The organism is Paenibacillus artemisiicola, from assembly GCF_017652985.1.
Taxonomy (GTDB): Bacteria; Bacillota; Bacilli; order Paenibacillales; family Paenibacillaceae; genus Paenibacillus_Z; species Paenibacillus_Z artemisiicola.
In genome coordinates this window covers 86869-101671 of record NZ_JAGGDJ010000013.1, presented here as the reverse complement: position 1 = coordinate 101671, position 14803 = coordinate 86869, and the positions used below count along the sequence as shown (strand labels likewise).

Sequence of the window (14803 nt, the reverse complement as noted above, 5' to 3'; positions counted from 1 at the left end):
CGCCCAAACTCTCAGGTACCAAGGACAGGGAATTCGGCGACAGGCCGAAGCTCTGTCCTTTTTTGCATGTGCGCGGCTCCCGTGCAGCTCCGGTATCCGGAAAGCGGAGGCCGCGCGGCCCTGCGGGAACAGAGCAAGCCAATCCATATGACGAGAGGATGCTGAACATGAGCGAAGTGAAGCAAGGACGGGGTTATACGGAGGAGCATGAATGGGCGGAGGCGGCGAACGGGCGCATTCGGGTCGGCATTACGGACTTTGCCCAGGTTCAGCTCGGGGACATCGTGTTCGTCGAATTCCCGCAGATCGGCGCCGAGGTGGAGGCAACCCAGCCGATGGGGTCCATCGAATCGGTCAAGACGGTGTCCGAGCTGTACAGCCCGGTGACGGGCCGCGTGACGAAGATCAACGAAGCGCTGCTGGACGCGCCGGAGCTCGTCAACTCCGATCCTTATGGCGAAGGCTGGATCGCGGAAGTCGAAGTCGACGGGGATGCGGCGGAGGTCGTCGCGGGGATGCTCGACGCGGAGCGCTACGAGGCGTTCATTACGGGCAAATAATCGGGCGGCGCGATCCGCGTCAGGCGGCCGTCATGCGCCGCGCGCCGCGCAGGGGGAGACGAAGCCATGCGGTTTAAGGACGTGTTTGCCATCATCGGCCCGGTCATGGTCGGCCCGTCGAGCTCGCATACCGCGGGCGCGGCGCGGCTCGGCCGGGCGGCCCGGCAGCTGCTCGGGGACGTGCCGGAGCGGGCGGTCGTCACGCTGTACGGTTCCTTCGCCGAAACGTTCGCCGGCCACGGCACCGATCTCGCGATCGTCGGCGGGCTGCTCGACTTCGCCGCGGACGACGGGCGGATTCCGTCGGCCTTCGCGGAAGCGGAGCAGGCGGGCATGGGGGTGACGATCCGCCGGGGAGCCGGGACGAAGCCCCACCCCAACTATGCGGAGATCGAAGCCGCGCGCGGCGTGCGCACGGTCTCGGTCGGCGGGGCGTCGGTCGGCGGCGGCACGATCGAGATTCACGAGATCAACGGCTTCAAGGCCGGCTGCTCGGGTCATTATCCGGCGATCGCGGTCACGCACGCCGACCGGGTCGGCGTCCTGGCCGCCATCGCGCAGGCGATCGGCGGGGCCGGCCTCAACATCGGCTACCTGCAGACGGGCCGGCAGGGGCGCGGCGGCGCGGCGCTGACGGTCGCCGAATGCGACCGGATGCCGGACGAGGCGCTGTTGGCCGCGATCGCGTCGCTGCCGCACGTCGCGGAAGCGGCCGTCATTCATCTGAACTAAGGGGAGCTGGCGAGATGAGATTCCGAACGCTGCAAGAACTGGCGGCGCTGTGCGCCGCGGAAGGCCGGACGATCGGCGGACTGATGCTCGCGGAGCAGGCGGCCGAAGCCGGCGTGTCCGAGGAGGACGCGTTTCGCCAGATGGCCGGCTATTACCACGTGATGAAAGAAGCGGTCCGCAAGGGGTTGGACGAGGAGCCCGTCTCGCGCAGCGGCCTCGTCGGCGGCGACGGCCGCAAAATGAACGCGTACCTCGAGCGCGGCGAGCCGTCCGTCGGCAGCTGGGCCGGCCTCGCGATGGCGTACGCCCTCGCCGTGTCGGAGGTCAACGCCTCCATGGGGCGCATCGTCGCCACGCCGACCGCCGGCTCGTGCGGCATCATCCCCGGCGTGTTCGTCAGCTCGCAGGAGCGGTTCGGCTGGCCGGACGGGAAGCTCGTCGAGGGGCTGTTCGCAGCCGGCGCCATCGGGTACGTCATCGCCAACAATTCCTTCGTCTCCGGCGCCGAGGGCGGCTGCCAGGCGGAGGTCGGCTCCGCCATCGGCATGGCCGCGGGCGCGCTGACCGAGCTGCGCGGGGGCAGCGCGGAGCAGGCCGTCCACGCGGTCGGCCTGGCGCTCAAGAACACGCTCGGGCTCGTCTGCGATCCCGTCGCCGGGCTCGTCGAGGTGCCCTGCATCGTCCGCAACGGGCTCGGCGCCGTCAACGCGCTGGCGGCCGCCGACATGGCGCTCGCCGGCGTGCGAAGCGTCATTCCGTCGGACGAGGTAATCGGCGTCATGCTGGAGATCGGCTCGGCGATGCCCGCCGCGCACCGCGAGACGGCGCTCGGCGGCCTGGCGCAGACGCCGACCGGGCGCGAGATCGCCGAACGGCTGCGGAACGCGCGGCCGAAGCCGAAGCCATAACCAAAATCATAATCGAAGCCGAAGCCATAACCGAAACCTAGGCGATCCTCGAAGCTGAAATAATATTCGAAACCGGAAATCATCATCGAGCCGAGAACGACAGAGGCGGAGGGGAAATTCATGGAGGACTGGGACAACGTCATTTCGCGCGGACGGTCTGGCGATCGGGACGCGAGCCCCGCGAGCCCGAAATGGAGATTCGTGCATACGGGCGTTCGCGGCGCGGCGGAGAATATGGCGATCGACGAGGCGATACTCGCGGCCCATGCCCGCGGGCTCGTTCCGCCGACCTTGCGGTTCTACGGCTGGCGCGCGCCGACGCTGTCCGTCGGGCGGTTCCAGCGCGCCGAACGGGACGTCGATTTCGCGGCGCTCCGGGCGCGCGGCGTCGAGTTCGTCCGCCGGGCGACCGGCGGGCGGGCCGTCCTGCACGACCGCGAGCTGACGTACAGCCTCGTCGCGGCGGAGGATCACCCGGGCCTTCCGGCCGGCGTGGCGGAAGCGTGCGCCGCGCTGAGCGGCGGCCTGCTGGCCGGCTTTCGCCGGCTCGGGCTGGAGGCCCGTCCCTTCGGGGGCGGAAGCGGTGCGGGCATGCCGGACGCCGTCGAACCCGAGCCGGCAGGCGGCGGCCCCGGGCCGTCCGCCCGGGAGAAGGCGGAGGCGTCCGCGGCCTGCTTCGACGCCCCGGCCGGCTACGAGATCGTCGTCGAAGGCCGGAAAATCGCCGGCAGCGCCCAAATGCGCGCGGACGGCGCGCTGCTGCAGCATGGCTCGATTCCGCTGGAGCTGGATGCCGGGCTGCTGCACGACGTCCTGCGCTTCCGGGATGCGGAACGAAGGCGCCGGATGCGCGCGGCGTTCGAGCGCCATGCCGTGGCGGTCAATCCCTGTCTGCGCCGCAAAGGCTTGGCCCCCGCGGCCATCGGCGACCTGGAGACGGCATTCCTCGCCGGCTTCGCCGAGCTTCTCGGCGTCGAGCCGCAGCCTGGCGCGCTGACCGCGTTCGAGATGGAATTGGCGGGACGCCTCGCCGCCGAGAAGTACGGCGCGGACGCTTGGAACCTGCGAAGATAAGGAGGGAGCGCATGAGGAACCCCGCGACGGATACGATCGACCGGGAACCGTCCGCAAGCGGCCGAAGCCGCCGGTTGCGCCGGCTTGCCGCCCTGCTCTTCGTCGCGCATTTCGCCTACGCGGCGCTGCTCGTCTCCGTCGCCCGCGCGCTGATCGCCGGCTCCGGGCTGTCGCCGGCCGAGGCGGGCACGCTGCTGCTGCCGGGCTTCCTGCTCGCCGTCGGCGCCTACGTGCCGGACAACATGCTGTCGCGCTCGGCATGGATCTCGGTCCGGCCGGGACTCGCCCTGCTCGCGGCCGCGCTGCTGGGCCTGCTCGCGTGGAGCGGGGCCGACGCGACGGCGGCCGCGGTCGCGATGCTCGGCGCCGGCTGCGGCTTCGCCGGCGTGACGTTGGGCGCGGCCGGCGAACTGTCGGCTCCGCTCCCGCCGTCCGCGCCGGCCCGGCCGGAGGCGCGCCCCGCCCGCGCGCCGCTTCCGCGCCCCCGGCTCTACGGCGTCCTGGGCGGCGCCGCTTTCGGGGCCGCGTTCCTCCTGCTCGGGCAGGCGGGCCTCCGGCCGTCGCCGTCGCGCGCGGAGCTCGCGGTGCTGCTGGCGGCCGTGCTCGCGGCGGCGCTGGCGGAAACGTTCGGCCGCGGGAGAGAAGAAGGCGTCTTCCGGGAATAATACCTGCGATCCGCTATAAGCGGCAACGAAAGGGAGTACGCCCATGAAAGACGCCAAACGCTATGCCGTGTTCGCGCTGCTGTTTCCGAGCGCCGTCGCCTTGATGCTGGGGATAGACGTCCTGCAGCGGCTGCCCCCGGCGCGGATGCTGCGCAACCTGTATTTCCCGTTCACGCTGTACGGCGCGGTCGAGAAGACGATGATGGCCGCGCTTCTCCTCCTCTTCTTCCGCGTGCCGCTCGCCGCCGGATTCCGGCGGCTGTTCGGCGGCGGGAAGCGGCCGTCAGGAGGAAGCGGCCGGACGTCCGCCCCGCCGGATCAGCCCGATGATCAATAGGAGGATCGGGATGCCGAATTGCAGCGGCAGGTGCAGGTAGTAAGGCACGATCTTCAGCCCCTCCTGCAAATGCTCCGTCAGGCTGCCCGCCATCGTCAGCGAGAGGAACAGCACGATCAGGCCGATCGGCATGATTAGCGCGCGGAGATTGCGGACGCCGAACAAGTCGCCCGCCGCGAGGACCGCCGCGAACAGAAACGTGGCGATCTTGAAGAAGCTCGTGATGACGAGCAGGAACAGCACGACGGAGTCCATCCGCTGGATCATTTCCGCGAGCCGCAGCCGGCTGAGAGAGGTGAATAGGGGAAACGTCGCGCGCGAGGCGATCTCGATGCCGAGCACGGAGATGTTGACGAACGTCGCCAGGCAGAGCAGCACCGCGCTGAACGCCATCGCGCTTACGCCGACGCCGACCGCCTTGTACCCTTTGCTCAAGTACGGCAGAAACATCGTCATGACGACCATTTCCCCGAACGGGAACGTCAGGTTCGTCGGAAACAAGGCTTTCAGGACGGGCTTCCAGCCCTCGCCGAGCACCGGCAGCATCCGGTTCGCCTGCGACATGTCCGAGAAGACCGCGAGCGTCACGATGAACAGAAACAAGAAGCAGCTGAACAAGAAGAACAGGAAGGCCGTCCGCCCGAATACTTCGATGCCCAGCCGAACGACGTACCCGACGACGAGGAGCATGAACATGGCGATCGCGAACATCGGGGTCATATCGTAGACGGCCGCCGTCAGCAGGTCGCTGAAGTCGCGCGTGTTGCGCCCCGATATGTAGATGAAATACAGCAAGTACCCGAAGCCGATCAGCCAGCCCGGGACCGGGCCGACGATGCGGCGGATGTACGCCGTGAGCGGCAGCTCCGGATAGAGCCGGTACAGCGTGCCGAACACGCCCCCGAAGAAGGCCATGCCGATCAGGCAGCCGATCACGATGACGATCCACGCGTCCTGCTTGGCTTCCATGCCGACCGGGATGACGACCGCGGATCCGAGCTCGAACAACGTAATCCACGCGAACAAGTGGAGCGGGCCGATGCGCGCCGTTTTGCTATCCATCGCTTATTCGCCTCCGTTTCTCAAGATTTCTCCAATAACGACTTGGCCCGCATGCCCGTCCTTAGAATTTGCCCTTGGAACGTAACCGAAACGTCCGCTTCCGCGAAGACGTCGCCCCATCGGCCCGCCACGGATTTCCACGCCTTGGGCTGGCTGCGCTGCAGCGCTTCGCCGAAGGCGAAGACGTCCGACCGGAGCGTCTGCGCCCGCTTGACGGCCGCCATCATATCCGCCTTCACCGCTTGGCTCCATTCACGCTCCAGCTTGTCGATTTCCTCCAGCTTCTGCAGCGGGACGCCGCATTGGACCTCCGCCACGTTGCCGATTGCATTGACGGCGATCTCGACCTTCGCCCGGCCTTCGCGGAACGACACCTTCGTCCGGGTCCGGCTTCGGACGACTTCGAGCGCGATGCCGTCCGGCTTGTCCTGGCACGGGAGGTTCATGACGGTGCTCCGCATCCGGTCGGCGATGAACATGTAGCCCCGCGCCTGGCCGTTGTCCAGCCAGCCCGCCAGCTTGCCTTCGCGGAACGCGGCCACGCCGGAAATTTCGAGATGATAGGGAAGGCGCGTCTGCGTCAGCCGCTGCTTGTTGTCGGTGGGGATGCCGTCGCCGACGAGCCGCAGTCCGCTGATGGAAGGCTCCGCTCCGGGATTGATCAGCTTCCGGATCACGTCGTCGATGCCGATGACGGGCGAACCGGACCAGATCTTCGCCGAAAATTCGCTCGAGCCCATCAAGGCTTCCGACTGCAGCGGCGCGAGCGGCACGATCGTGCTGATCAATTTGTCCGTCGGGGCGCCGCGCGCGACGAGCAGCATCGACGTGAGCCGCACCTCGTGCGAGCGTTCGAAGAAGTCGAACAGCTCCGCGATTCCCGACTTGGCGAGCCGCTCGCCGAGAATGACGACCTCGATATGGGAGAAGAACAGCTGCCGCGGCACCTGCTTGGACGCCTTGCGGATCCCTTCGAACAACGTTTTGGACCGCACGGTGTACACGGAGAACGGCGCGTTCCCGCTCCCGCTCTTGCTCGAGCTCATGATCTCGCCCGGCATGACGACCTGGAAAGCCAATTCGTACTGGTCGGAGCCCTCCGCCTTGTCCACGGACATGGCGGTCACGATCGCGAGCCGGTTCAGTTCCCGGCTGTTCCAGCAGCCCGTCGCGGCCAGAAGGAAGGAGAGGGCGGCGATCAGCAGCAGCGCGCTTCTCCCCCGGCGTACGGCTATCCGTCCGGCTCCCGTCTTCATCGGCCCTCGCCTCCTTTCCTTCTTCGCGCCGTCATGGCCGCGGCTTCTGATCCGGCGGCATGCGGCTCGTATCCGCCGCGGTATCGTCGGGCCGTTCGTCAGCATACCAGTGCGGCAGCCGAACGAACGCGTCCTTCAGCTGCTTGTATTTGAGCGGCACGAGCGGCGACAGGAAGGACACGCCGAACGAGCGCAGCGAATTCATGTGCGCGACCAGCATGAGCATGCCGAGAATGATGCCGTAGAAGCCCAGGAAGCCGGCTGCGAGCATGAACAGGAAGCGCAGCATGCGCGCGGTGATCGCCAGGTTGTACGCGGGGATCGAGAAATTGGCGATCGCGGTGATGGCCACGACGATGACCATGATCGGGGACACGATGCCGGCCTGCACGGCCGCTTCGCCGAGCACGAGCGCGCCGACGATCGAGACCGCCTGGCCGACCGCCCGGGGCATCCGGATGCCGGCCTCCCGCAGGATCTCGAAGCTGATCTCCATCAGGAACGCTTCGACGATGGCCGGGAACGGGACGCCCTCCCGGGCGCCGGACAAGTTGATCAGAAGCGTCGTCGGCAGCATTTCCTGATGGAACGTGGTCAAGGCGATGTAGCAGGCCGGGCCGAACAGCGAGATGACGAACGCCACGTAGCGGAGCAGCCGGATGAACGTGCCGATGTCGTAACGCTGGTAATAATCTTCCGCCGCGGTAAAAAACTGCGAGAGCACCGTCGGCGCGATGAGCACGAACGGCGTCCCGTCGACCACGATCGCGACGCGCCCCTCGAGCAGGTTGGCCGCGACCACGTCGGGCCGCTCCGTGTGGAACACCGTCGGGAACGGCGAATACCAGCTGTCTTCGATGAATTCCTCGATGTAGCCCGATTCCAGAATCGCGTCCGTGTTGATCTTCTCGAGGCGCCTGCGGACCTCTTGGCGGATGTCGTCCTTGACGATGCCGTCGATGTAGAGCATGACGACGGTCGTCTGCGTCACCGTGCCGATCTTGAGCGAATCGAAGCCGAACTTGGGACTGCGGATTCGCCGCCGCACGAGCGCGATGTTCGTCGCGACCGATTCGGAGAAGCTGTCCTTCGGGCCGCGGACGACGACCTGCGTGCTGGCCTCGGAGACCGCCCGCTTCTCGCCGCCGATCGTGCTGCCGCAGACGCATTGGTTCCAGCCCTCCAGCAGCAGGAGCGTCTTGCCGGTGAGCAGCTCGAGCAGCAGCGACGTCCAGTCGTCGAGCATCTCGATGTGGCCGACCGCGAGCGCGTTGTCGCAGACGTAACGGAACGCCGCCTCGGGCGAGTCCGCGGCTTCCGGGGCATCGGCGGCATACGGCGGCATTAGCGACCGCATGACGAAATCGTTCACCGTGTCCTTGTCCGTTACCGTCTCCAGATACACCGCCGCTGCGGGGAGCCGTCCCGCGATTCGCAGGGTGAATTTGCGCACGACCAGATCGGGACTCCCCGCGAGTTCGCCGCGGATGCGGTCGAGATTCGCGTTCAAGTCCGTATCGAGCCGTCCGCCGCGGGCGGCGAAGGCTTGTCCGGCGCCGCCCGCGTTATTGCCGCCGCCGCCGTCGCCGTTCGCGCCGAAGGGCGTTTTACGCATTTTCACCTCGCGCACCTCCCGGAATTTTCGCTGCATGCCGTCGCGCTTGGTTAGTATGCCTCCTTTCTCATTTTTTACCTATCCGTCGGAAACCGGCGCTTCGAACGCGGTCAAGATCGCGAACGATTGGATAAACGGACAAAAAGTTGGCGGGAACAACAAAGACGATTCGTCCGGCCGGTTCTATAATGGAACTAAATGTATACGGTTACATATGTCGCCTTCCGATAGAGGACGGGTCCTCAAACTTCGTACAAAGGATGATGATCCTTGAACCGTACCTGGCTGCGCAAGACGATCTGGTCCTACCTGCCGATCTTCTGCATCATTTTCTCCCTCCTCTTCTTCGTCTTCTTCCAGACGCTCGTCGAACAGAACAACCGCAACACGAAGGATTCCAGCGAAGTGTTCCTGAACCAGCTGCTGCAGTCGCTGGACGTCGGCCTGCGGTCGATCGACAACACGCTGATTCGCGAGATGTCGTCCGGCAAGCTGCTGAACGATTTTTTCCTGGCCGGCGGCGAGGACGACGTCTTCCTGAACTATCAGGTCGTCAACCGGATGCTGCAGCTGAAGCAGGCCATGCCGATGATCGACTCGTACTATTTGGTCCGCTACCGGGACGGCATCGTCTTCAGCGGCGTCACGACCAAGCTGGACAAGTTCTCGGACTACGACTTCATCCACAGCCGGATGAGCGGGCATCCGACGTACACGTCGTCCTGGAGCGCGTTTCGGCCGTTCCGCGAATTTCCGAACCAGCGCCCGAAGGGGGTCGTCAGCCTCGTCCGCAACGTCTCGCTCAGCAGCGGCATGGACGGGATGATCGTCGTGAACGTCAGCCTGCCCGAGATCCGGAGCATGCTCGGCGAAACGTTCGACGCGAAGCGCGCGTTCGTGCAGGTATACGACCGGGCCGGCCGGCCGTTGTTCGATCCGGGCGGCGCGCCGGCCGGGGGCAAGGTGCTCGCCGCGCAGACCTCGTCCTACACCGGGTGGAAGGCGGAGACCGGCGTGGCGAACGGGATGGCCGTCGCGGTCATGTCCAGCCTGTCGAGCGTGTGGCTCATGCTGGGGCTTCTCGTCTTCCTCGCCGGCGGCCTCTCGATCGTCTACATCGCGCGGAAGAACTATAAGCCGATCGCCGATCTCGTCTACCGCATCCAGGATCAGTTCGGGACCGGTAAGCCCTCGCTCGGACGGCTGGCGGTGGACGAATTCACGTTCATCGAGACCGCCATCGACAACTTCGCCGAGCAGTCGAAGCGGTTCCGCAAGGAAGCCGAGGAGACGGCGGCGCGCAGGCGGAAGTCGCTGTTCCGGGAGCTGCTGCAGGCCGAGCACGGGCCGCCGGAGGAGCTGGAGCCGCTCGCCCTGCCGCCGCATGACCGGATCCAGGCGTTCGTCGTCGAGATCGACGAGCCGGAGCTGGCGTTCGGCCGGTATTCCGGCCGCGACCGGTCGTTGTTCCAATACGTCGTCGGCAGCGCGGCGCACGAGCTGTTCGCCTCCCGGCATCCGGTCCAGCTCTGGCTGGAATGGACGTCGCCGGTGCGGATGACGGGCATTCTGTTCCTCGAAGCAGCGGCCGGAGAGATCGCGCGCGAGACGGCGCCGCATATCACGTCCTGGGTGCGCGAGCATCTGGCGTTCACGGTGACGATCGGCATCGGCGGCGCGGCCGATGCCGGCGCGGGCGCGGGACCGTCGCACCGTCAGGCGCTGGAGGCGCTGACGTTCAAGGCCGTGCTCGGCCATGACCGCGTCATCGTGCACGGCGAGACGGCGCGCGCGGCCGTCAAGGAGACGAACAAGCATCTGCAGGCGATTCACAAGCTGAGCCAGCAGCTGCGCCTGCGGGAAGAGGAGTGGCGTACGCGCTTCGAGGACTTCTTCCGGGGCATGCGGGAATGCTGTCTGCCGCGGGGCGACATCGCCGAGCTGTGCCGGTACTTCCTGGCGCTCATGGATTTGCAGCTGTCGGAGGCGTCGAAGGAATATTACGAGCTGTGGCAGCACGAGGCAGCCGGGCCGCTGCTGCAGGCCGTCGACGAATTCGATACGCTCGACCGGCTCCGGGAGCGGTTCGGCGCCGTGCTCGGCGAGTTCGCGGCGCGGCTCGACCGGCTCTCCGGCCATCGTCAGCACCGCCAGCTGCTGCAGGATATCCGGGACTACATCGCCGAGCATTACGCCAATCCGGAGCTGTCGCTCGACCATCTGGGCGAGCGGTTCGGCCTCGGCGCCAAATACGTCAGCCAGCTGTTCAAGGAGGAGTTCGGGGAAAATTTCCTGGATTATTTGTCCCAGCTGCGCATCATGGAAGCGAAGAAGCGGCTGCTCGAGCAGCCGGATTCCATCCAGGAGGTCGGCGAGCGGGTCGGGTACGCCAATGCCGCGACGTTCCGCCGGGTCTTCCGCAAGGTCGAAGGCATCTCGCCCGTCGATTTCCGCAAGCGCAACGCCGCGATCTGAGCGCGGGGGCGGGACGGGCATGGCAGAAGGGCCGGACGCAAGCAGGCGAAGCCGCTCGCGTCCGGCCCTTTTGCCATGCGCGCCGGCGGGGCGGGGAGGGGTTCTTTCGGCCGCGGCAAGCGTCCGCCGGAAAGCTGAGCGGCTTCGGAAAATTGAGCGTCCGCGCCCCGGAGCCCAAGCGCGGCGCGGCTTCGGAAAATTGATCGCCCCGCGGATTATCGGCGGTTGTCCGTCTGTCCACGCTCCTTTATCGTGAAAGTCAATCCAGGCCGAATCCGCCGAATCGTCAGATCCGATCGAAAGGCCGAAACCGAAAGGATGTGGGGAAGCAACATGCCGTCCACCACGGGAGTGCTCGAAAGAAAGGACGCGACGACGACGCCCGCCCGGCGCGGCACGCTGGCGCTCAGGGACCGGGGCAAGCGGGTGAAGCGGCATTGGCAATTGTACCTGCTCGTGCTGCTGCCGCTCGCCTACCTGATTATTTTCAAGTACATTCCGATGTACGGAGCGCAGATCGCCTTCCGGGATTTCAGCCCGGTGAAGGGCATACTCGGCAGCGACTGGGCCGGGCTCAAGCACTTCCGGACGTTCTTCGAATCGCCGAACTTCTGGGTGCTCATCAAGAACACGCTGGTCATCAGCCTGTATTCGCTGCTCGTCGGGTTTCCCGCGCCGATCCTGCTGGCGCTCGCGCTGAACGAGGTGCGCGGGATGCGCTTCAAGCGGCTCGTGCAGATGGTGACGTTCGCGCCGTACTTCATCTCGACGATCGTCATGGTGTCGATGATCATCCTCTTCCTGTCGCCGCGGCTCGGCTTCGTCGACCACATCCTGAACGCGTTCGGGATGGAATCCGTGAACTTCATGGGCGTCCCGAATTACTTCAGCAGCATCTTCGTCTGGTCGAACGTCTGGCAGGGCATCGGGTACGGGGCCGTCATCTACCTCGCGGCGCTCTCCGGCATCAACGTCGACCTGTACGAAGCGGCGAGGGTGGACGGGGCCTCCCGGATCCGCAAGGTGTGGCACATCGACCTCCCGGGCATCATGCCGGCCGCGACGGTGCTGCTCATTCTGAACGTCGGCCAGATCATGAACGTCGGCTTCGAGAAGATCTACCTCATGCAAAACCCGCTCAACACCAGCGCTTCGGAGGTCATCTCGACGTACGTGTACAAGATCGGCCTGCTCGGGGCGAACTTCAGCTTCTCGGCCGCCGTCGACCTGTTCAACTCGGTCATCAATCTCATTCTGCTGCTGACCGTCAATTACGCGGCGCGGCGCTTGTCCGAAAGCAGCCTATGGTAAAGGAGGATCGGCCATGACACGATCGAACGCCATCCGGGAATCGTTCGGCGACAAGCTGTTCCTGACGCTGGTCTACGCGTTCCTGATCCTGATTCTGCTCATCGTGCTTTATCCGCTCGTCTACATTCTGAGCTCGTCCTTCAGCTCGCCGCAGGCGGTCATCAGCGGCCGGGTATGGCTGCTGCCCGTCGATTTCAGCCTGGCGGGGTACCGGGCGATATTCTCCAATCCCCAGATCATGACGGGCTACGGCAACTCGCTCTTTTACACCGTCTTCGGCGTGCTGATCAACGTCAGCCTGACGGTCATGATGGCGTATCCGCTGTCGCGCTCGACGTTCTACGGCCGCCACCTCCTGATGGGGGTGCTGGTGCTGACGATGATGTTCAGCGGCGGCTTGATCCCGTACTACCTGACGGTCAAGAACCTTCACCTGCTCGACACGCGGTGGTCGATGCTGCTGCCGAGCGCGATGGCCGTCTGGCAGGTCATCATCGCCCGCACGTTCTTCCAGTCCAGCATCCCGAAGGAGCTCGGCGAGGCGGCGGAGCTGGACGGCTGCAGCGACCTGGGCTTCCTCTGGCGCGTCGTGCTGCCGTTATCCAAGCCGATTCTGGCGGTGCTCGTGCTCATGTACGCGGTCAGCCAGTGGAACGCCTACTTCGAGGCGCTCATCTTCCTCAAGTCGCCGGACCTGTTCCCGCTGCAGATCGTGCTGCGGAACATTCTCATTCTGAACTCCATCGACTCCAGCATGATGGTGGACGCGAACAAGATGGCGGCGATGCAGGGGCTGCGCGACCTGCTGAAGTTCTCGCTCATCGTCGTGGCCACCCTGCCGGTGCTGGCGATCTATCCGTTCGTGCAGAAGTACTTCGTGCAGGGCATCATGATCGGCTCCCTCAAAGGATAAGGAGCAAGAAGGATAAGGAACGCGGGATAAGGAACGCGGCCGGTCAGGGGGTGATGCCGCCGATCGGGGGCGAGAGGCACGGCCGGCGTGCCGATGCAATGGCAAGGTTTCGCACGATATGACCAAGGAGGCGTCTGTCTTGAGAACAAAGAAGAGAAGCGCGCAATGGTTCGGTTTGATCCTGGCGACGGTCCTGCTCCTGACCGCATGCGGCAACGACGGCGGCGGCAACGGCGGCGGAGCGGCGAACGGCGGCAACGCCGGGAACGGCGGCGGAGAGAGCAGCGGCAAGGCGGTCACGCTCGATACGTTCATCAGCGTGTCCCCGCGCATCGAGGACATCTATACCAACGACGTCACGAAGGCCGTCGAGAGCAAGCTGAACATCAAATTCAAATTCGACGCGACCCCGAGCGCCAACGCCGCGGACAAGAAGAAGCTCATCCTGGCGAGCGGCGACTATCCGGCGATCTTCCTCTCGGGCGACTTCACCCAGGCCGAGCAGATCTCGTACGGCAAGCAGGGCATCCTGCAGCCGCTGAACGACCTGATCGACAAGTACGGCAACGAGATCAAGCGCGCCTTCGCCGAGGACAAAGACCTGCAAGCGGCCATCACGGCGCCGGACGGCAACATTTACGCGCTGCCGCACATCAACGACTGCTTCCACTGCTGGTATTCGCAGAAGCTGTGGATCGACCAGACATGGCTGGATAAGCTGGGGCTGAAAATGCCGACGACGACGGACGAATACTACGAGGTGCTGAAGGCGTTCAAGACGCAGGACCCGAACGGCAACGGCAAGGCCGACGAAATTCCGCTGTCCGGCGCGTTCAACACGTGGCACGGCATTCCGTCCAACTTCCTGATGAACGCGTTCATCTACGACAACGACGAGGATTTCTTCTTCATGAAGGACGGCAAGGTGCAGTTGGCCGCGAACCAGCCGGAATGGCGCCAAGGGTTGACGTACATCAACAAGCTGTTCAGCGAAGGACTGATCGACAAGGAGGCGTTCACGCAGAACAACGACCAGATGGCGCAGGTCGGCAACAAGGAAGGCGACAACGTCAGCGGCAGCGTGGCCGCGGGGCATATCGGCATGTACTTCAGCTTGGCCGAAGGACAGAACCGCCACAAGGAATACGTGACGGTCGCGCCGCTCAAGGGACCGGGCGGCGTCGCGTACGCCGGGTATTACAAGGCCTACGGCAACGGCCAGTTCGCCATCACGAACAAGGCGACGGAGGAGCAGGCCATCGCGGCGATCAAGATGGCGGATTACATGTATTCCGAGGAATTCGCGATCATGAACGAATACGGCCTCGAAGGCAAGTACTGGACGAAGGCGCAGCCGGGCGAGAAGGACGTGCACGGCAAACAGGCGAAGTATACGCTGAAGCCGGAATATTGGAACCTGAGCACGACGTTCAACGACAACTGGGATCAGATGGGCATTACGCGCCGGACGCGCGCGATCCGCGAATCGTGGACGGCCCCGGCGGACATGATGTCGCAGCAGGGCTACGAATTCCGGCTGTTCACGGAGACGGCCAAAAACTACGAGAACCGCCAGCCGGAAGAGACGTTCCCGCTCACGATCTTCATGGACGAGAACGACGCGAACGAGGCGATCATGCTGCGCACGCAGATCAACGAGTACGTCCGCTCCAACATGGCGCAGTTCGTGACGGGCTCCAAGAAGCTGACCGACGGGGAATGGGACGGCTACGTGAAGGGCTTCGACGGCTTGAATCTGAAGAAGTACCTCGAAATTTATCAGAAGGCCTACGATACGCAGAAGCAAAAGCAGCAATAGACGGCCGCACGGCGAACCGTCCGCGCGGCCGGGAGCCCTTGTCCCGCCCGCGCGGGCGGTTTTATAATAGAACGAA

At 65.1% G+C, this 14803-nt stretch carries 13 protein-coding genes; 10 read left to right on the top strand and 3 right to left on the bottom strand.

Going from position 1 to position 14803, the window contains the following annotated elements; genetic code table 11:
- Positions 1-167: 167 nt before the first annotated feature.
- The 6 genes from gcvH (at position 168) to I8J29_RS17025 (ending at position 4276) form a co-directional block, all read left to right on the top strand.
- Entirely contained in the window at positions 168-560 is a 393-nt protein-coding gene (gcvH, locus tag I8J29_RS17050) for a glycine cleavage system protein GcvH (protein WP_208848739.1), read from the top strand.
- 66 nt (positions 561-626) lie between these two features.
- Entirely contained in the window at positions 627-1292 is a 666-nt protein-coding gene (gene sdaAB / locus I8J29_RS17045) for an L-serine ammonia-lyase, iron-sulfur-dependent subunit beta (protein WP_208848738.1), read from the top strand.
- Between the two features lie 14 nt (positions 1293-1306).
- Positions 1307-2200, top strand: a complete 894-nt coding sequence (sdaAA, locus tag I8J29_RS17040) for an L-serine ammonia-lyase, iron-sulfur-dependent, subunit alpha (RefSeq protein WP_208848737.1) — start codon at positions 1307-1309, stop codon at positions 2198-2200.
- Between the two features lie 120 nt (positions 2201-2320).
- Complete coding sequence (locus tag I8J29_RS17035) at positions 2321-3274, top strand: lipoate--protein ligase family protein (protein WP_208848736.1); 954 nt, start codon at positions 2321-2323, stop codon at positions 3272-3274.
- An 11-nt stretch (positions 3275-3285) separates the two neighbouring features.
- Positions 3286-3939: a hypothetical protein gene (locus I8J29_RS17030; protein ID WP_208848735.1), complete on the top strand. Its 654-nt coding sequence runs from the start codon at positions 3286-3288 to the stop codon at positions 3937-3939.
- Positions 3940-3982: 43 nt separating this feature from the next.
- On the top strand, positions 3983-4276 hold the full coding sequence (locus I8J29_RS17025; RefSeq protein ID WP_208848734.1) for a YczF family membrane protein: 294 nt from the start codon (positions 3983-3985) through the stop codon (positions 4274-4276).
- On the opposite strand, the gene I8J29_RS17020 is transcribed toward I8J29_RS17025, so the two are convergent.
- Genes I8J29_RS17020 through I8J29_RS17010 form a run of 3 tightly spaced genes read right to left on the bottom strand, consistent with a single transcriptional unit; the run spans position 4223 to position 8209 of the window.
- The gene (locus I8J29_RS17020) at positions 4223-5338 is read right to left on the bottom strand and encodes a GerAB/ArcD/ProY family transporter (RefSeq protein WP_208848733.1); all 1116 of its coding nucleotides are present in this window, start codon (positions 5336-5338) and stop codon (positions 4223-4225) included. The genes I8J29_RS17025 and I8J29_RS17020 overlap by 54 nt on opposite strands.
- A gap of 20 nt (positions 5339-5358) precedes the next feature.
- Positions 5359-6594 (bottom strand): Ger(x)C family spore germination protein, encoded by a 1236-nt coding sequence (locus I8J29_RS17015; protein ID WP_208848732.1) that lies wholly within the window; start codon positions 6592-6594, stop codon positions 5359-5361.
- Positions 6595-6625: 31 nt separating this feature from the next.
- Positions 6626-8209, bottom strand: coding sequence for a spore germination protein (locus I8J29_RS17010; RefSeq protein ID WP_240546269.1), 1584 nt, complete (start codon positions 8207-8209; stop codon positions 6626-6628).
- 270 nt (positions 8210-8479) lie between these two features.
- Here I8J29_RS17010 and I8J29_RS17005 point away from each other — a divergent pair, with 270 nt between their 5' ends.
- The 4 genes from I8J29_RS17005 (at position 8480) to I8J29_RS16990 (ending at position 14727) form a co-directional block, all read left to right on the top strand.
- A complete protein-coding gene (locus I8J29_RS17005; RefSeq protein WP_208848730.1) occupies positions 8480-10684 on the top strand; it encodes an AraC family transcriptional regulator in 2205 nt (734 codons plus the stop codon).
- A 333-nt stretch (positions 10685-11017) separates the two neighbouring features.
- Positions 11018-11995 carry an ABC transporter permease gene (locus tag I8J29_RS17000; RefSeq protein ID WP_090640308.1) on the top strand — a complete coding sequence of 326 codons (978 nt, stop codon included), beginning with the start codon at positions 11018-11020 and terminating at the stop codon, positions 11993-11995.
- A gap of 13 nt (positions 11996-12008) precedes the next feature.
- On the top strand, positions 12009-12908 hold the full coding sequence (locus I8J29_RS16995; protein WP_208848729.1) for a carbohydrate ABC transporter permease: 900 nt from the start codon (positions 12009-12011) through the stop codon (positions 12906-12908).
- 139 nt (positions 12909-13047) lie between these two features.
- On the top strand, positions 13048-14727 hold the full coding sequence (locus tag I8J29_RS16990) for a type 2 periplasmic-binding domain-containing protein (protein WP_240546259.1): 1680 nt from the start codon (positions 13048-13050) through the stop codon (positions 14725-14727).
- Positions 14728-14803 lie beyond the last annotated feature (76 nt).